Below are 15,842 nucleotides of genomic sequence, written 5' to 3'. Positions count from 1 at the left end.
GAGACGGCCTCCACCGCCGGGAGCGGCTGCCATGGCCACCGAAACCCTGGCACTCCTCGGGCCCGAAGGGGTAGGAAGGTGGCGACAGGGGCGGAAGGGGCGTCGGCATGGGCTGGTCCGAGCACGGCGGCATGACGGAGCGGCTCCGGCCGCGGCTCGACTACGCGCGGTTCGACCGGCTGCGCTCCTACGGCACCGGGCACGAGGTGAAGGCGGGCGACGTCCTCACCCGGGCGGGCGGCTTCGAACGCGACCTCGTCGTCCTGGACGAGGCGCACGTCGAGGTGGTCCGGGAGGCCTCCTTCGACCGCCCCGAAGAGGTCTTCATGTCCCTGGGCCCCGGGGACTTCCTCGGCGAGGTCAACCTCCTGAGCGACCAGATGGCCTACGTCACGGTCCGGGTGGTCGCGCCGGGACGGATCCACCGGCTGTCCAGAGCGCAGTTCCGCACGATGATGGCGGAGGAGGCCGAACTCTCCGACACCGTCCTGGAAGCCCTCCTGGTCCGCCGAGAGTACCTGCGCGAGGTCGTCCGCCCCGTGGACATCGTCGGACGGTCCGCCTCCTCCGCCACCCTCGCCCTGCGCACCTACGCGGCCCGGATCCGGCTGCCCTACCGGTGGCACGACGCCGACTCGGCCGGCGGCCGGGCACTGCTGGACGCCGCCGGGCTGAGCGGCGACGACCTGCCCGCCGTGCTGGTCGGCCGGGAGGCGATGCGCGGTGCCACCCCCGGCGTCCTCGCCCAGCGCATCGGCAAGGCGTACCGGCCCAGCTGCAAGGACGTCGACCTGGTGGTGGTCGGCTCGGGCCCGGCCGGGCTGGCCGCGGGCCTGTACGGGGCCTCCGAGGGGCTCAACACCGTCATCCTGGACGCCCTGGGCACCGGCGGCCAGGCCGCCTCCAGCTCCCGGATCGAGAACTACCCGGGCTTCCCGCACGGCATCTCGGGGGAGGAGCTGACACGGCTGTCGGCGATCCAGGCGCTCAAGTTCGGCGCCGAGATGTACATGCCCTGCCGGGTGAGCCGGCTGGACGCGACCGGTCCCGACCCGGCGCTGTACCTCGCCGACGGCAGCCGCATCGACACCAAGGCCGTGGTGGTGGCCTCCGGCGCCCGGTACCGCACCCTGCCGCTGGAGCGGTGGGCCGACTTCGAGGAGTCGGGCTGCATCTTCTACGCCGCCACCGAGCTGGAGGTGCGCTCCTGCTCACGCCACCCGGTCACGGTGGTGGGCGGCGCGAACTCGGCCGGGCAGGCCGCCCTGTTCCTGGCGGGCCGGGGCAGCCGCGTCGACCTGGTGGTCCGCGGCGGCGACCTGTCCGCCAAGATGTCCGAGTACCTGGTGGCCCGCCTGCACGACCACTCCGACATCACCGTGCACACCGACACCGAGATCACCGCCCTGGAGGGCGACACCCACCTGCGCCGGGTCGTGCTCACCGACCGGCGCAGCGGGGCGAGCGAGGCCCGGCCCACCAGCGGCCTGTTCTGCTTCATCGGGGCCAGCCCCGCCACCGAGTGGCTGGACGGCGTCTCCCGGGACCGCAGCGGGTTCGTCCGCACCGACACCGCCCTGGCCGAGCCGGGCCCGGTGTGGGACGGGACGGGTCGCGGACCGCTGCCGTTCGAGACCAGCGTCCCGTCGGTGTTCGCGGTGGGGGACACCCGCACCGGTTCCATCAAGCGGGTCGCGGCGGCCATGGGCGAGGGTGCCAGCGCCATCGCGTCGGTCCACGCGGCCCTCGCGGAACGGCGGCGCCGCGTCCGGTGACGCCGACGGGCGGGCCGGACCCGGCGGGCCCGGCCGCTCCGGTGCGGCGCGCCGCCCTAGAGCACGACGCGGGTGACCTGGGTGACGGGGCCCGAGATCGGCCCGGCGATCGGGCAGCCCACCGTCGCGGTGCCGCTGCCCTGCACCACCGGCGAGGACACGAACTGGATGCCGAACAGCATGGCGCAGCGCCCGGTGAGCTTCCAGCGGATGTCCTCGGACTCCGCCACGCAGGTGTGGACCTCCTGGTAGTTGATCAGCTGCCGCGAGACGGTGCAGTCGAGGCCGTCGGCCGTGTCGGCGGCCGCGGCCCCGGGGAGCACGGCGACGGTCAGGGCCGCCGCGGCGGCGGCGACGGCTGCGGTGAGGGGACGGGGGGCGCGCATGGTTCCTCCTGCGTGTCGGTCCAGGCCGTTCCTGGTGCACCGGCAGGCTAGGCGGAGCCGCCATCCCCGCCGTTTCCACGCGCTATCCCGCCCGGTCGCCCGGCGTGGGCCGCTCCTGTGACCGGTACAGGCCGGTGCGGCGGCCGCCGGAGGCCGTGGGCTCCGTATGCGCCCCGGACCCCGCCGGGCGGCCCCGGCGCGACACGGCCGCCACCGCCCCGGTCGGCGTGCTCCCGGATCCGGGCCGTGGACCGCCGGAACACCTCCTCCGCGGGGGCGTCCGGCGGAGCGGAACCCGGGCGGCAGCGTGCCCGGGGCGGACCTCCCGGTGCCGTGCCCGTCGGCCGCCGTGCCCCGGGCGCCGGGTACCGGGTGCTCCTAAGCGTCGTGCGCCGCGCGGTTGTCGAGGATCTCGTCCATGTGCGTCTCGGCCCAGGCCTTGAGACCGCGCACCTGCCGGTGCAGCGACAGGCCGAGCCCGGTGAGCTCGTAGGAGACCGTGACGGGCACCGTGGCGGTCGCGGTGCGGGTGACGAGGCCGTCGCGTTCCAGCGAACGCAGCGTCTGGGTGAGCATCTTCTGGCTGACGCCCGCGAGCGTCCGGGCCAGCTCCGAGAAGCGCATCGCCCGGGGCTCGCCGGGGCGGTCGTCGGACGGGGACGCCCCGCCGCCGAGCGCGCACAGGACCAGGGTGACCCATTTGTCGGAGATCCGGTCGAGCAGCCTCCGACTCGGGCACACGTCCAGGAACGCGTTGTACTCGGCCTTCGCCCGGGCCCTCTTCTCTGCGGCCGTCATCGTCCCCATCACCTGCTCCTGTCACCCGCGGGTCACCAAGGCACTTCGAAGTGCGTACTTCCCGTCAGGAAGCTGCATACCCATCATGAAGGAGGTCTCCAACAGGAACCACCATCCGGACCGACACGAAAGACAGGCCATGAGCGTGTTCTCCCCTTCGCTTCCCGGCGGCACCTGGGCACTGGGCGATCTGACCGTCACCCGATTCGGCTACGGGGCGATGCAGCTCGCGGGCCCCGGGGTCATGGGTCCGCCCGCCGACCGCGACGGTGCGATCGCCGTCCTGCGGGAGGTCGTGGACCTCGGGATCACCCACATCGACACCAGCGACGCCTACGGGCCGCGCATCACCAACCGGCTGATCCGCGAAGCGTTGCACCCCTACCCGGAGTCCCTGCACGTGGTGACGAAGGTCGGTGCGCGGCGGGACGGGCAGGGCGGCTGGCCGACCGAGCGGCGGCCGGAGCAGCTGCGCCGCCAGGTCGAGGAGAACCTCGAGTCCCTCGGGGTCGAGGCGCTGGACCTGGTGAACCTCCGCCTCGGCGACGCCGGGGGACCCCGGGCGGGCTCGGTCGCCGAGGCGTTCGAGGCGCTGGTCGAGCTGCAGAAGGAGGGCGTCGTCCGCCACCTCGGCCTGAGCAACGCGACCGCGGACCAGGTCGCCGAGGCCCAGGGAATCGCACCGATCGTGTGCGTGCAGAACATGTACAACCTCGCCCACCGGGGCGATGACGACCTGGTCGACCGGCTCGCCGCCGAGGGCATCGCCTACGTGCCCTTCTTCCCGCTCGGAGGCTTCAGCCCGTTGCAGTCGTCCGTGCTCTCCGCCGTCGCCGACCGGCTGGGCGCGACGCCCATGTCGGTCGCCCTGGCCTGGCTGCTGCACAGGTCCCCGAACATCCTGCTGATCCCCGGGACCTCGTCGGTCGCGCACCTGCGGGAGAACGCGGCCGGGGCCGGACTCACGCTGTCGGACGAGGACCTCGCCGAACTGGACGGGATCGGCCGGGGCTGACACGCCCGGGCACCCGCCCCTCCGGGGGACCGCTGCTCCGACCGCCTGCGCCCCGGTGCGGCCTCACCGCCCACCGGGGCCGCCGCGGGCCCCGCGGGAGAACGCCCTGGCGACGAGCGCCCCCGCGACGAGGGCCGTGCCGCCGCCGAGCGGGGCCCACGCGGACGCGGCCCGGGCCGACACGGCCTCCGGGCAGGTCTGCCCGGGCACCAGGGCGTCGAAGTAGACCTCCGACGGGAAGAACACCGACCCGCAGCCGGAGGCCGTCCGCGTCTCCACCGGGAGCAGGCCGGCCACCGTGCCCACGGCCGCGAGCACGGCTCCGGCCAGGATCACGGCCTTGATCGACTTCACCATGGACCGCCCGGGGTGTCGTGGCCTCGTGGGAACGCCCCAACCTAGCGCGGTCCGCCCACGCGCGGCCGTCGCGCCCGCGGCGGCGGGGTGAAGACCGGGTGTCCTCCACCGGTGCCCCTTCGATGTCCCGGAACTCCGGGCCTTCCCGGCCCGTGCAGCGGAGGCGGTCGTTCACATCGGGGCGGTGGGGACGCGGGACGGGCCGACATGAACCGGGCGGGGCGCGGAGAAGACCGCCGCATCCGGGGGACCGCGGCCCCTGGTCCCGACCGCCTACCGGATCCCGGGGAGCGCGGCCGGGGCCGAGGGCGCGGTCCAGGACACCCGACCGCCTACCGGACGGCCCCCGCGCCCGCGGCCAGGACGTTCCCGCCGGCCGTGGTCACCCGCGGGTCTACCGTGAGGGCATGCACATGGACCTGGTGACGATCGTCGTGGACGAGTACGATCCCGCGATCGGCTTCTTCGTCGACACGCTCGGCTTCGAACTCGCGGAGGACTCCCCGTCCCTCACCAACGACGGCCGGGAGAAGCGCTGGGTGGTGGTCCGCCCGCCCGGAGCGCGCACCGGCCTCCTCCTCGCCCGGGCCGACGGCGAGCGCCAGCGCGCCGTCGTCGGCGACCAGGCGGCCGGCCGGGTCGGCTTCTTCCTGCGGGTGGACGACTTCGCCTCCGCCCACGCCCGCATGGAACAGGCCGGGGTCCGCTTCGTCACGGAGCCGCGCGACGAACCCTACGGGCGGGTCGCCGTCTTCCTGGACATCGCGGGCAACCGCTGGGACCTCCTCGGCCCGCCCCCGGCCCGACCCCCGGCCCGCCCCCGCCGGCCCGGAGAACCCGGACCCGCAGGTGACAACGCTGTCGACAGCAGGTGAGGGCGCGGTGACGGATCCGTTGACGCCGGGGCCCCGGGCAACGGACCCATATAGGTATGCGCTTCGGGGGAACCCCGCTCCTCCCCGATGAGTCTCTCCGGGAGGCATGTCACCGCAACATGAGGAGGCCGCGATGCGGCAGCTCGAAGCCCACCGGACCATCACCGCCGTGACCCTGGGAGCGCTTCCCCTGCTCCTGGTCACCGGCTGCTCGTTCAGCCTCGGCGGCCCCGGTGCCGTCGACGCCGAGCAGGTCGCCGAGCGGTCCGGCGAGATGCTCGCCGAGCAGGTCGGCCAGACCCCCGACGACTTCACCTGCGCCGACGACCTCCCCGCCGAGGTGGGCGCCGAGATCCGCTGCGAGCTCACCAGCGGCGGCGACACCCTCGGTGCGACCGTCACGGTGACCTCCGTCGACGGCGACAACGTCAACTGGGACGTCAAGGTCGACGACGCCGTGGCCGAGGAGGGCGCCGACGGCGGCACCGCGGCCGGGACCGAGCCCGCGGCCGGGGACGGCACCACCGCCGTGGCCGCCAACGGCACCGTGCCCGCCGACCAGGTCGCCCAGAAGTCGTCCGACGCACTGGCGGCGTCCGTCGGCCAGACCCCCGACGGCTTCACCTGCATGGAGGGCCTCCCCGCGCAGATGGGTGCCGAGATCCGCTGCAACCTCGTGGACGGCGGCACCAACTACGGCGTGACCGTCACGGTGACCTCGGTCGACGGCGACAACGTCGGCTGGGACGTCAAAGTCGACGACCAGCCCCTGTAGGTCCGGCCCCCGCCGTGTCCGCCCGGCCGGTGCCGGCGCGGACACGGGAAAGGCCCCCGGCGGACGGGCCGGGGGCCGTGGGGAGGGCCGACCCCGGGAGTGGCGGGTCGGCCCGGGCCGGCCCCTGGGAGTGGGGGGCCGACCCGTGGAAGGTCAGGACACGGTCTCGCGCTCGCCGCCGACGCTTGCGGCCTCCGCGGTGCGCGCCGCCCGGCGGCGCCGCACGCCCGCGACCACCGGGACCAGCGCCGCCACCACGACCAGCGCGTACAGCCCGATCGAGATCCCGCTGCCCACCAGGATCGACGGGTCCCCCGAGGACGCCGCCAGCGCCCGCCGGAACTCCGTCTCCGCGATCGGTCCCAGCACCACGCCGATCAGCGCCGGAGCCACCGGCACCCCGAACGACCGCATCACCAGCCCCAGCAGCGCCACCCCCAGCAGGATCACCAGGTGCGCCACCGAGGCGTTGATCGCGTACACCGCCAGCACCGAGAACAGCGCGATCCCCGCGTACAGGTACGGCTTGGGCAGCTTCAGCAGCTTCGCCCACAGCGGCGCGAACGGCAGGTTGATGACGAGCAGCAGCACGCTTCCGACCAGCAGCGACGCCAGCAGCGTCCACACCAGGTCGGCGTTGCGCTCGAACAGCACCGGCCCCGGCTGGAGCCCGTACTGCTGGAACGCCGCCAGCATGATCGCGGCCGTCGCCGACGTCGGCAGCCCCAGCCCCAGCAGCGGCACCAGCGTGCCCGACGCACTGGAGTTGTTGGCGGCCTCCGGTCCGGCCACGCCCTCGATGGCGCCCCTGCCGAACTCGTTCTCCTCCGGGTCGCCCGTGCGCTCCGCCCGCCGAGCGGCCAGCCTGCGCTCCAGACCCAGCGAAACGAACGTCGGGATCTCCGCACCGCTGCCCGGGATCGGCCCGAACGTGCTGCCCAGCGCCGTCCCGCGCAGCCACGGCCCCCAGGAGCGCCTCCAGTCCCGGCGGCTCAGCCAAGGCCGCCCGGTGCGGATCGCCGCGAAGTCCGGCGCGGACCTGCCGCGCGCCACCACGTACAGCACCTCGCCCAGCGCCAGCAGCCCCACGGTGACGATGACGACGTCGATCCCGTCGAGCAGCACCGCCGACCCGAAGTCGAACCGCGGCGCACCGCTCTGTCCGTCGATGCCGACCACACCGATCGCCAGGCCGATCAGCAGCGACGTCAGCCCGCGCAGCACCGACCCCGACACCACCGCGGCCACCGCCACGAACGAGAACACCGTCAGCGCGAAGTACTCGCCCGGGCCGAAGTTCAGCGCGAACGACACCATCACCGGCGAGAAGAACGCCACGATCAGCGTGCCGACGATGCTCGCGAAGAACGACCCGATCACCGCGGTGCCCAGCGCCTGCGCGGCCCGCCCGGCCAGGGCCATCCTGTGGCCCTCGTAGGTGGTGGCGATCGACGACGCCTGACCCGGCGTGTTGAGCAGGATCGACGTCGTCGCCCCGCCGAACATCCCGCCGTAGTACACGCCCGCGAACAGGATGAACGCGCTCGTCGGGTCCAGCCGGAACGTCACCGGAAGCAGCAGCGCCACCGCCATCGCCGAGCCCAGGCCCGGCAGGACGCCCACCGCGGTGCCCAGCACCACGCCCAGGAACGCCCACATCAGATTGCCCGGGGTCAGGGCCGCGACGAGCCCGCCCCCCAGACCCACCAGAGTCTCCATCACAGCAGCCACCCCAGGATCCCGGACGGCAGGCTCAGCCCCAGGCCGAGCGAGAAGCCCACCTGGACGGCCGCCGACACCGACAGCGCCACCACGGCGTCACGCACGTACGCGCGCGCCCCGAACGCGAAGGCCACCACCCAGAACAGCAGCGCCCCCGACAGCAGCCAGCCCAGGAACTCCAGCAGCGCGACGTGCGCCACCAGCCCGGCCAGCACGATGAGGACCGGCCGTGCCTCGAACCACTCCAGGGCGTTGGACGCGCCCGGGGCCCGCCCGCGCAGGTTCACCGCCACCATGCACACCGCCGCCACCAGCAGCAGCACGCCGACCATCCCGGGGAAGAACCCCGGTCCGGGCCTCGTGGCGTTGGCCGGGGCCTCGATGGTGAACGCGCCCCACAGCATGAGCGCGCCCACGGCCGCGGCCAGCGCGGGTACCGCCCACCGGGCGGGCCCGCCCCAGGGCGCCGAGTCGGGGTCCGGTGCCGCCCCGCTCCCCGCCGTCTCCCCGCTCCCCGCGGCCCCGCCGGCCGGCACCGCCGTCCCGGCCTGCGCGGACGCCTCCGCCTCCCGGGCCGCCCCGGCCCCGCCGGGCACGCCGGCCGCCGCGGGACCGGGCCCGGTCCTCTCCGTTCCGTTCACGGTCACAGCCCCAGCTCCTCGATGGTCTGCTGCGTCATGGCGACCTCCTCCTCCAGGAAAGCGGTGAACTCCGCGCGGTCCTGGTAGGTGTCCGTCCACCGGTTGCGCTCCAGGGTGTCGGCCCACGACGGGCTCGCCACCAGGTCGGCCACCAGCGCCTCCAGAGCGTCGGCCTCGGCCTCCTCCAGCCCCGGAGGCGCGATGACCCCGCGCCAGTTCGACATCTCCACGTCGTACCCCTGCTCCAGGAACGTCGGCGCGTCCAGGCCCTCCAGCCGCTCGGGGGAGGACACCGCCAGGACCCGCAGCGGCCCCCCGGGGGCGACCTGGTCGGCGAAGTCGCTCAGGCTGCTGAACCCGACCGCCGCCGTCCCCGACAGCAGCGAGGTCAGCACCTCTCCGCCGCCCGAGTACGGCAGGTAGTTGATCTCCGCCGGGGACAGGTCCATGGACCGGGCCACCCGGCCCGCGAAGATCTGGTCCACGCCGCCCATCGAGCCGCCCGCCACCGGCAGGGTCGTCTCCTTCTCGGACCAGTCCCGGGCGAGGTCGTCCAGGTTCTCGTAGGGGGAGTCCGAGGGCACCACCACGACCTGGTACTCCGAGGCCAGCCGGGAGATCGGCGTGACGTCGCCCATCGTGTAGGGGGACCCGGTGGTCTCCACCGCGCCGACCATGCCCAGCCCGGTCATGGAGAGCACGTCGTCCTGGCCCTTCCGGTTGACGATCTGCGCCAGGCCGATGGTGCCGCCCGCGCCCTCCGCGTTGCGCACCTCGACGTTGAAGCGCAGCTCCTCCACGCGCAGGCCGTTCTGCATCTCCCGGGCCAGGGAGTCCCACCCCCCACCGGGCGCCGCCGGTGCGATGAGCAGGAGTTTCTCCTGTTCACCGGTGCCCGATGCCGAGCTCTGTCGCACGTCGAACAGTGCGGTCCCCACCAGCAGGAGGGCGCAGAGCCCGCCCGCGACACGGAGCGGCACGCCGCGTTCGCGCATCGCTGTCTCCTTCCGACCTCGTTCGCCCCCTCGCCGTGCGGGAACGAGGAGAGCCGGGTCACAGTGTGACCCGGCCCACGCCCATGTCATGGTGTTGTTAAAACTGGCGTCATATTGGTCGTATTGTTCGTGGCACGCTCACGGACACGGCGCCCACCTGGGCGTTCACCGACCCGCCCGGCGCCGCGTCCGTCAAGGAACCCGCACCGATCCCCTCCCGGAAGGCCCCGGCCATGACCGCGCGCCCACTTCGACGGTCTCCGCGCACCCCCGCTCCGCACCCGCCCGCGCCGGGCGGCGCCGCCCGGCGCGGCTCCGCCCCGCGCACCCGCTCCCACCTGTCGCTGACCGGGTCGCTGTTCGTCGGGTACGTGCTCCTGCTCGCCGCCGCGCTGGTCGCCGTCGGCTCCCTGTGGGTGGTCCAGCTCGACCGGCACACCGACCGCCAGTACACCGAGCGCGTCCTCAGCGTGGCCCGCGCCGTCGCCGTCATGCCGGAGGTCGTCGACGGGGTCCAGGGCCCCGACCCGGCCGCCGAACTCGACCCGCTGGCCGACCGGATCGGTGCCGCCACCGGCGTGGAGTACCTGGTCATCGCCTCTCCCGAGGGCATCCGCTACAGCCACCCCGACAAAGACCTCATAGGGGGGACCGTGTCCACCCCGCCCGGCCCGGCGGCACGGGGCGAGGAGTGGACGGGGGTGGAGACCGGAACCCAGGGTCGCACCGTCCGGGCCAAGATCCCGGTGTTCTCCGGCGGCGGCTCGGTCAACGGCGGCGACGCCCGCGGCGAGGTCGTCGCCTACGTCTCGCTGGGCATCCTCACCTCCGACGCCGCCACCGACGCGCGCGCCGCCGTCCCCGCCGTGCTGGGCACTGTCGCGGTGGTCCTGGGCCTGGGAGTGGCCGGCTCCTGGCTGCTGTCCCGCCAGGTCAGGACCAAGACCCACGGGTTGGAGCCGGCCGACATCACCGCCCTGCTGGAGAGCCGGGAGGCCCTGCTGTACGCGGTCCGCGAGGGAGTGCTGGCCGTCGACGCCGAGGGCCGGCTCGTCCTCGCCAACCCCCCGGCCCGCGCGATGCTGGGGCTCCCCGACGACGCCGAGGGGCGTACCCTGGACGAACTCGGCGCCTCGGAGCGGGTCCGCGACATCGTCTCGGGGGCCGACCGGGGCCGGGACCTGCTCCTGCTCTCCGGGGACCGAATCCTGGTCGCCAACCGCAGGACGGTCCGGATCCGGGGCGAGGAGACCGGCGCGGTCGTGACCTTCCGGGACCGCACCGAACTGGACCGGCTCACCGGCGAGCTCGACGGCGCCCGCACCGTCACCCGGGGGCTGCGGGCCCAGACCCACGAGTTCGCGAACCGGATGCACACCCTGGCCGGACTGCTCGACCTGGGCGCCCACGAGGAGGCCCGCGCCTACCTGGCGGACCTCTCGGCGGCGCACACCCGCACCAGCGCCGGGATCGCCGAGCACGTGGCCGACCCGGCGGCGGCCGCCCTGGTGATCGCCAAGTCGGCGCAGGCCGCCGAGATCGGCGTGGACCTGCGCATCTCCCCGATGACGGAGGTGCCAGCCCTGGACAAGGGGCTGCGGGCGGACGCCCTGCTGGTGCTGGGGAACCTGGTGGACAACGCGCTGGACGCCGTCGCGGGCGACGGCCGGGGATGGGTGGAGCTGATGGTGCGCCTGCACCGGGCGGGGGAGGACGGACCGCCGCACGACCTGCTGGAGATCCGGGTGACGGACTCCGGGCACGGGGTCGCCGACGGGATCGCCGAGGAGATCTTCCGGCTCGGGTTCACCACCAAGGCGTCCCGGGACACGGGCGGGCGCGGGCTGGGCCTGGCCCTGGTCAAGCAGGTGTGCGAGGCCCGAGGGGGGAGTGTGGAGACGGAGGAGCCCGACCGCGACGAGGGCGCGGTGTTCACCGCCTACCTGCCCGCCGGGGACGGCCGCGCCGGGGCCGCCGCCGACCGGACGGGCGCCGGGACCGAGGGGGAGGCCCGGTGATCCGCGTCCTGGTCGTCGACGACGACGTCCGGGTGGCCCGCAACCACCAGGAGCTGGTGGAGTCGCTGCCCGGGTTCACCGTCGTCGGGGTGGCGCACACGGCCGCGACGGCGCTCGCCCAGATCCGCGGCCACCGGCCGGACCTGGTGCTGCTCGACCTGCACCTGCCGGACGCTTCGGGGATCGAGGTGATGCGGACCCTGCGCGCCGCCGCCGCCGACGAGGCCCGCCGCACCGACTTCCTCATGATCACGGCGGTGCGCGACATCGCCCAGGTCCGCGACGCCCTGCACGGGGGAGCGGTGCACTACCTCATCAAGCCGTTCCCGCTGAGCGCCCTGCGCGACCAGCTCGAACGCTACGCCGTGGCCCACCGCCAGATGGACACCGGGGGCGAGGCCACCCAGCAGGACGTGGACCGGCTGTTCGGCCTGCTGCGCCCGCCCGGCGGCCGATCCCTGCCCAAGGGGCTGACCGCCGCCACCGCCGACCTCGTCGCGGGGGTGCTGCGCGACGCCGAAGGCGACCTGTCCGCCTCCGACGTCGCCGAGCGCTCGGGTGTCTCCCGGGTGACCGCCCGCCGCTACCTCGAACACCTCTGCGCCGACGGCCGCGCCGAGCTGCGCATGCGCTACGGCTCGGCCGGCCGTCCCGAGCACCGCTACCGCTGGGTCGCCTGAGCCCCAGGCCCCGGCCGCTCCGTCCGGCCCCGGCAGATCCCGGGAGGCCGGCGGCGGATGCCGCCCCCGGAGGGCGCCGGACCACCCGGCCGGCCGGGCCGACGACGCCGCGGCCGGCGCCGCCTTCCACGACGCGTTCCCTGCGCCTCCGGGCGGAGGGAGCCTCCCCGGCCCCGGTGAGGCCATCGGGTAAGGGACCGGGGGTACGACCGATCTCCGGATCGGACCGCACCGGCGGGGCTTCCGCGGACCGCACACGGCCTCCCCCGCCGCCCGCCCGCCGCGGCCCGCGGACGGCCGGTCAGGCGGGGCGGCGTACGCGCGCGGACGCCCTCGCCGTCCCGGTGGCCGCCGCGGCGGCGCGCACCGCAGCGGCCACCGCCACCTCGCCGAGCAGGCCCGGCGCGGCCACCGAGTCGCCCGCCAGGTACACACCCTCTCCCCGGTCGACCGCCGGGCGGTCCCGCCAGGTGGTCCCCGGCAGGTCCAGGGCCCCGGTCCGCCCCCTGGCGACCTGGTCGCGGCGCCAGGTCACCCGGTCCCGCCAGCCCGGCAGCGACACGTCCAGCAGCCGCTCCAGCCGCTCGGTCACCGCCGCCCTCGACTCCCCGGGCCGCACCGGGATCTGCGCCTGCACCAGCTCCTCGCCCGCCGGGGCGAGCGTGCGGTCCACCCGCGTGTACCGCTCCACGAACCCGCACTCGTCGGCGTCGAACACCACGAACGGGTCCCGCCCCCGGCGCAGCCCCAGGTCCACCAGCAGCGCGTGCCCGCTCTCCCACTCCAGCGACGGGTCGCCGAGCAGGGCGCGGGCCGAAGCCAGGGAGGTCGCCACGATCACCGGCCGGTCCCCGGGCAGCGCGTCCACCCGCGAGCCCGTCTCGATCCGCACCCCCATCTCCCGGGCCCGACGGACCATCCGCCCGACCAGGGCCGTCCACCCGCCGACGATGTACAGCGGTGACGGCCGCCGCGGCGACAGCACCCGCTGGAACCTCTCCCACACGAACTCCGCCGACAGCCGCGACGGGTCGTGGTCGAACAGCGCCACCCCCATGTAGTTCGCGGCCACCCGGGCGGACCTCTCACCCAGGTGCTCCCGCGCCCACGAACCGAAGTCGCGGTCGTGCGGGGCGCGCAGCCCCCGGCGCGCGGCCGCCCGGAGCAGGGCGGGGGACAGGGCCGACCTGAGCCGGCCGCCGTCGCGGATCCGCGCCTGGTGGAGCGCCGACAGCGGGAACCGGTGGTGGGCCGGGACCAGGTCCCGGTCGAGCAGCCACCGGGCGGCGGACCCGTCGCCGTACAGCACGTGCGGACCCTCGTTGGCCACGTACGGCGGATCGGTCGCCCGGGCCCGCCCGCCCGGCGCGGAGTGGGCTTCGAACAGGGTCACGGTGGCGCCGTTCTCGGCGCCGGCGATGGCCGCGGTCAGACCGGCGAGGCCACCGCCCACAACGGTGAGTTCCATGACCCCTAGGACGGTTCGGGCGTCCGCAGGTGTGACATCTTGTCGGGGTTGGCCACGATGTACACGTGCCGGACGCGGTCGCCGTCCACGTCGAGGACCACCGCGGTGACCACCCGGCCCGCGGCGACGGCGATCAGGGCCGGGACCCCGTTGACCTCGCCGACCTCCACCCGGATCTCCTCGGTCTCCAGACCGATCGATGCCAGGAACTTGTGGAAGCTGTTCGGCATCGACAGCAGGAACCGGCCGACCTTGTCCCGGCCCAGCAGCACCCGCAGCGGCGCCCTGGCCTTGCCCCCGCCGTCACCGACCAGGGTGGCGTCCTCGGCGAGCATGCCCTTGAGCCCGTCCAGGTCGCCCTCGAGGCAGGCCCGGAGGAAGCGCTCGGTCATGCGCCGCCGCGCCGACCGGTCCGCCTCGAACCGGGGGCGGCGCTCGCGCACGTGGTCGCGGGCCCGCCGGGACAGCTGCCGGGTGGCGGCCTCGCTGCGCCCGATGATCCCGGCGATCTCCGCGTACGGCATCTGGAAGGCCTCGCGGAGAACGAACACCGCACGCTCCAGCGGGCTGAGCGTCTCCAGCACCACCAGCAGGGCGAACTCCACCGTGTCGGCCAGCTCGGCCCGGTCGGCGCCGTCGGGCAGGTCGCTCACCGGTTCGGGCAGCCATTCGCCCACGTAGGACTCTCGTCGGGCGCGGGCGCTGCGAAGCCGGTCGATGGCCAGCCGGGAGACGATGGTGACGAGGTAGGCGCGCGGGTCGTCGACCCCCGAGCGGTCGGCGCCGGACCAGCGCGGCCACGCCTCCTGGACCACGTCCTCGGCGTCGGAGGCGGTCCCGAGGATCCGGTAGGCGACCCCGGTCAGCACCGGGCGGTGGGCTTCGAAGACACCGGCGGCGTCGGAGGCATCGGTCGTCATGTCATTGCAGACGTACCACGTACCCCGGGGTGTGACAACCGCGGCGGGGGTGGTTCCGTGGGGGCCCGCCCTCCGCGGGGGCCACGGAACGGAACGAGGAGTGGAACCGATGTACCGATTGCGGTCCTGGGAGCCGGGCGACGCCGAACGCCTGCTGTCGGCCTTCGCCGAACCCGAGCTCGCGTGGCAGTCCACCGAGGTCCCCGACACGCGGGACGCGGCGCTGGCGTGGATCGAGCGGCAGCGCAGGGCGGCTGAGACCGGCGAGGCGTTCGGGTTCGCCGTCACCGACGGGACGGGGGTCGCGCTGGGGCACGTGCAGGTGTCGGTGACCAGCCGCGCCCACGACCTGGGCTGGGTGTCGTACTGGGTGCACTCCGAGGCCCGGGGGCGCGGAGCGGCAACGGCGGCCGCGCGCCTGGTCGCCGAGTACGCCTTCGCGGAGACCGACCTGTTCCGGTTGGAGCTGGGCCACCGGCTGAACAATCCGGCGTCGTGCCTGGTGGCGCTGCGGTCGGGGTTCCGGCCGGAGGGGACCGAGCGGCGGAAGCTGCGCTACGGGCGCGAGCGCTTCGACACGGGCACCCACGCCCGGCTGCGCACGGACGGGGCGGAGGCGCTCCCGCTCCCGGTCTGCGGCTCCTGAGCCGGCGCCCCGGCGGGAGATCGGGGCGCCCTGCTCCGGACACACCAACGGCGCAGGCCGGGTGCAGGCCGGGCCGCGCCGTACGGGGTGTTGCTCAGAGGTCCGGGGTCTGCGGGGGCGGGGGATACGGTTCGTCCCCGCCCCCGGGCCCCGGTCCGTGACTAGTCCAGGGCCACGATGCCGGAGGTGGACTTGTTGGAGATCACGTTGCAGCCGTCGGAGCTCACCAGGGAGAAGCTGATGACGTCGGCGCAGATCGGCACGGTGACGTTCTGGATGTCGGCGTTGTTGTCGGCCGCGGCGGTGCCGGTCATCGCGCCGAAGGCGAGGCCGGTGGCGAGGATGAGGCCGGAGACGGAGGCGAAGCGCTTCATGATGTGGTTCCTTTTCGGTTGCCTGTGTGAAGGTCGTACACGGTGGGACCGCGGGTCCCGGGAGGCGGCCGCTGGGGCTGCCTAGTCGGCGGCGACGATGCCGGAGGTGGAGTCCCAGCTGACGACGTTGCAGCCGTCGGCGGTGAAGCCCGCGGCCTGGAGAACGTCCACGCACACCGGGATGGTGAGGTTCTGGACGTTGGCGTTGTTGTCGGCCGCGGCGGTGCCGGTCATCGCGCCGAAGGCGAGGCCGGTGGCGAGGACGAGACCGGAGATCTTGGCGATACGGGTCATCGTGGATACCTTTCGGAAGCTCATAACGGGGTGGCTGTAGCCGCCGGAAATAACTTAGCGTAGCCACTCGCATGCTAGGAGTACTTCGCGGGAAGAATCCAGA

The 15,842-nt window shown here is 74.4% G+C and carries 17 protein-coding genes; 7 read left to right on the top strand and 10 right to left on the bottom strand.

What is annotated here, in order from left to right; translation table 11 throughout:
- Positions 1 to 107: 107 nt before the first annotated feature.
- Complete coding sequence (locus ACSUPR_RS13025) at positions 108 to 1,775, top strand: FAD-dependent oxidoreductase (RefSeq protein ID WP_436891556.1); 1,668 nt, start codon at positions 108 to 110, stop codon at positions 1,773 to 1,775.
- Between the two features lie 56 nt (positions 1,776 to 1,831).
- On the opposite strand, the gene ACSUPR_RS13020 is transcribed toward ACSUPR_RS13025, so the two are convergent.
- Complete coding sequence (locus tag ACSUPR_RS13020; protein ID WP_436891555.1) at positions 1,832 to 2,161, bottom strand: hypothetical protein; 330 nt, start codon at positions 2,159 to 2,161, stop codon at positions 1,832 to 1,834.
- Positions 2,162 to 2,539: 378 nt separating this feature from the next.
- Positions 2,540 to 2,968 carry a winged helix-turn-helix transcriptional regulator gene (locus ACSUPR_RS13015; protein WP_436891554.1) on the bottom strand — a complete coding sequence of 143 codons (429 nt, stop codon included), beginning with the start codon at positions 2,966 to 2,968 and terminating at the stop codon, positions 2,540 to 2,542.
- A gap of 130 nt (positions 2,969 to 3,098) precedes the next feature.
- Between ACSUPR_RS13015 and ACSUPR_RS13010 the strand changes: the two genes are divergently transcribed.
- Positions 3,099 to 3,974 (top strand): aldo/keto reductase family oxidoreductase, encoded by an 876-nt coding sequence (locus tag ACSUPR_RS13010; RefSeq protein WP_436891553.1) that lies wholly within the window; start codon positions 3,099 to 3,101, stop codon positions 3,972 to 3,974.
- Between the two features lie 63 nt (positions 3,975 to 4,037).
- Here ACSUPR_RS13010 and ACSUPR_RS13005 read toward each other — a convergent pair whose 3' ends face one another.
- Positions 4,038 to 4,331, bottom strand: coding sequence for a hypothetical protein (locus ACSUPR_RS13005; protein WP_436891552.1), 294 nt, complete (start codon positions 4,329 to 4,331; stop codon positions 4,038 to 4,040).
- A 407-nt stretch (positions 4,332 to 4,738) separates the two neighbouring features.
- Between ACSUPR_RS13005 and ACSUPR_RS13000 the strand changes: the two genes are divergently transcribed.
- Positions 4,739 to 5,206, top strand: coding sequence for a VOC family protein (locus ACSUPR_RS13000; protein WP_436891551.1), 468 nt, complete (start codon positions 4,739 to 4,741; stop codon positions 5,204 to 5,206).
- A gap of 133 nt (positions 5,207 to 5,339) precedes the next feature.
- A complete protein-coding gene (locus ACSUPR_RS12995; RefSeq protein WP_436891550.1) occupies positions 5,340 to 5,981 on the top strand; it encodes a DUF4333 domain-containing protein in 642 nt (213 codons plus the stop codon).
- A 153-nt stretch (positions 5,982 to 6,134) separates the two neighbouring features.
- On the opposite strand, the gene ACSUPR_RS12990 is transcribed toward ACSUPR_RS12995, so the two are convergent.
- The 3 genes from ACSUPR_RS12990 to ACSUPR_RS12980 are packed head-to-tail and all read right to left on the bottom strand — an operon-like array spanning position 6,135 to position 9,339.
- The gene (locus ACSUPR_RS12990; RefSeq protein ID WP_436891549.1) at positions 6,135 to 7,700 is read right to left on the bottom strand and encodes a tripartite tricarboxylate transporter permease; all 1,566 of its coding nucleotides are present in this window, start codon (positions 7,698 to 7,700) and stop codon (positions 6,135 to 6,137) included.
- Positions 7,700 to 8,350, bottom strand: a complete 651-nt coding sequence (locus ACSUPR_RS12985; protein WP_436891548.1) for a tripartite tricarboxylate transporter TctB family protein — start codon at positions 8,348 to 8,350, stop codon at positions 7,700 to 7,702. Before ACSUPR_RS12985 ends, ACSUPR_RS12990 begins: the two co-directional genes overlap by 1 nt.
- Positions 8,347 to 9,339 (bottom strand): Bug family tripartite tricarboxylate transporter substrate binding protein, encoded by a 993-nt coding sequence (locus tag ACSUPR_RS12980; protein ID WP_436891547.1) that lies wholly within the window; start codon positions 9,337 to 9,339, stop codon positions 8,347 to 8,349. The genes ACSUPR_RS12985 and ACSUPR_RS12980 overlap by 4 nt, the downstream gene beginning before the upstream one ends.
- A 233-nt stretch (positions 9,340 to 9,572) precedes the next feature.
- Between ACSUPR_RS12980 and ACSUPR_RS12975 the strand changes: the two genes are divergently transcribed.
- The gene (locus ACSUPR_RS12975; RefSeq protein WP_436891546.1) at positions 9,573 to 11,357 is read left to right on the top strand and encodes a sensor histidine kinase; all 1,785 of its coding nucleotides are present in this window, start codon (positions 9,573 to 9,575) and stop codon (positions 11,355 to 11,357) included.
- Positions 11,354 to 12,037, top strand: coding sequence for a response regulator (locus ACSUPR_RS12970; protein ID WP_436891545.1), 684 nt, complete (start codon positions 11,354 to 11,356; stop codon positions 12,035 to 12,037). Before ACSUPR_RS12975 ends, ACSUPR_RS12970 begins: the two co-directional genes overlap by 4 nt.
- Before the next feature lie 301 nt (positions 12,038 to 12,338).
- Here the strand turns inward: ACSUPR_RS12970 and ACSUPR_RS12965 are convergent, their stop codons facing one another.
- Complete coding sequence (locus tag ACSUPR_RS12965) at positions 12,339 to 13,505, bottom strand: FAD-dependent oxidoreductase (protein ID WP_436891544.1); 1,167 nt, start codon at positions 13,503 to 13,505, stop codon at positions 12,339 to 12,341.
- 5 nt (positions 13,506 to 13,510) lie between these two features.
- On the bottom strand, positions 13,511 to 14,425 hold the full coding sequence (locus ACSUPR_RS12960; protein ID WP_436891543.1) for an RNA polymerase sigma-70 factor: 915 nt from the start codon (positions 14,423 to 14,425) through the stop codon (positions 13,511 to 13,513).
- A gap of 109 nt (positions 14,426 to 14,534) precedes the next feature.
- On the opposite strand from ACSUPR_RS12960, the gene ACSUPR_RS12955 reads away from it, so the two are divergent.
- Entirely contained in the window at positions 14,535 to 15,071 is a 537-nt protein-coding gene (locus ACSUPR_RS12955; RefSeq protein ID WP_436891542.1) for a GNAT family N-acetyltransferase, read from the top strand.
- A gap of 161 nt (positions 15,072 to 15,232) precedes the next feature.
- On the opposite strand, the gene ACSUPR_RS12950 is transcribed toward ACSUPR_RS12955, so the two are convergent.
- Positions 15,233 to 15,445: a hypothetical protein gene (locus tag ACSUPR_RS12950; RefSeq protein WP_436891541.1), complete on the bottom strand. Its 213-nt coding sequence runs from the start codon at positions 15,443 to 15,445 to the stop codon at positions 15,233 to 15,235.
- Positions 15,446 to 15,526: 81 nt separating this feature from the next.
- Positions 15,527 to 15,739, bottom strand: a complete 213-nt coding sequence (locus ACSUPR_RS12945) for a hypothetical protein (protein WP_436891540.1) — start codon at positions 15,737 to 15,739, stop codon at positions 15,527 to 15,529.
- Between the last annotated feature and the right edge of the window lie 103 nt (positions 15,740 to 15,842).

Source organism: Nocardiopsis dassonvillei (assembly GCF_964273065.1).
GTDB lineage: Bacteria > Actinomycetota > Actinomycetes > Streptosporangiales > Streptosporangiaceae > Nocardiopsis > Nocardiopsis dassonvillei_B.
This window is presented reverse-complemented; position numbering and strand designations above follow the sequence as displayed.

What these genes read in the sequence shown, in the direction of transcription:
- ACSUPR_RS13005 (WP_436891552.1), bottom strand. Translation starts at nt 4,331, where the DNA reads ATGGTGAAGTCGATCAAGGCCGTGATCCTGGCCGGAGCCGTGCTCGCG.
- ACSUPR_RS13000 (WP_436891551.1), top strand. Translation starts at nt 4,739, where the DNA reads ATGCACATGGACCTGGTGACGATCGTCGTGGACGAGTACGATCCCGCG.
- ACSUPR_RS13020 (WP_436891555.1), bottom strand. Translation starts at nt 2,161, where the DNA reads ATGCGCGCCCCCCGTCCCCTCACCGCAGCCGTCGCCGCCGCCGCGGCG.
- ACSUPR_RS12990 (WP_436891549.1), bottom strand. Translation starts at nt 7,700, where the DNA reads ATGGAGACTCTGGTGGGTCTGGGGGGCGGGCTCGTCGCGGCCCTGACC.
- ACSUPR_RS12975 (WP_436891546.1), top strand. Translation starts at nt 9,573, where the DNA reads ATGACCGCGCGCCCACTTCGACGGTCTCCGCGCACCCCCGCTCCGCAC.
- ACSUPR_RS13025 (WP_436891556.1), top strand. Translation starts at nt 108, where the DNA reads ATGGGCTGGTCCGAGCACGGCGGCATGACGGAGCGGCTCCGGCCGCGG.
- ACSUPR_RS13015 (WP_436891554.1), bottom strand. Translation starts at nt 2,968, where the DNA reads ATGGGGACGATGACGGCCGCAGAGAAGAGGGCCCGGGCGAAGGCCGAG.
- ACSUPR_RS13010 (WP_436891553.1), top strand. Translation starts at nt 3,099, where the DNA reads ATGAGCGTGTTCTCCCCTTCGCTTCCCGGCGGCACCTGGGCACTGGGC.
- ACSUPR_RS12995 (WP_436891550.1), top strand. Translation starts at nt 5,340, where the DNA reads ATGCGGCAGCTCGAAGCCCACCGGACCATCACCGCCGTGACCCTGGGA.
- ACSUPR_RS12945 (WP_436891540.1), bottom strand. Translation starts at nt 15,739, where the DNA reads ATGACCCGTATCGCCAAGATCTCCGGTCTCGTCCTCGCCACCGGCCTC.
- ACSUPR_RS12965 (WP_436891544.1), bottom strand. Translation starts at nt 13,505, where the DNA reads ATGGAACTCACCGTTGTGGGCGGTGGCCTCGCCGGTCTGACCGCGGCC.
- ACSUPR_RS12950 (WP_436891541.1), bottom strand. Translation starts at nt 15,445, where the DNA reads ATGAAGCGCTTCGCCTCCGTCTCCGGCCTCATCCTCGCCACCGGCCTC.
- ACSUPR_RS12960 (WP_436891543.1), bottom strand. Translation starts at nt 14,425, where the DNA reads ATGACGACCGATGCCTCCGACGCCGCCGGTGTCTTCGAAGCCCACCGC.
- ACSUPR_RS12955 (WP_436891542.1), top strand. Translation starts at nt 14,535, where the DNA reads ATGTACCGATTGCGGTCCTGGGAGCCGGGCGACGCCGAACGCCTGCTG.
- ACSUPR_RS12980 (WP_436891547.1), bottom strand. Translation starts at nt 9,339, where the DNA reads ATGCGCGAACGCGGCGTGCCGCTCCGTGTCGCGGGCGGGCTCTGCGCC.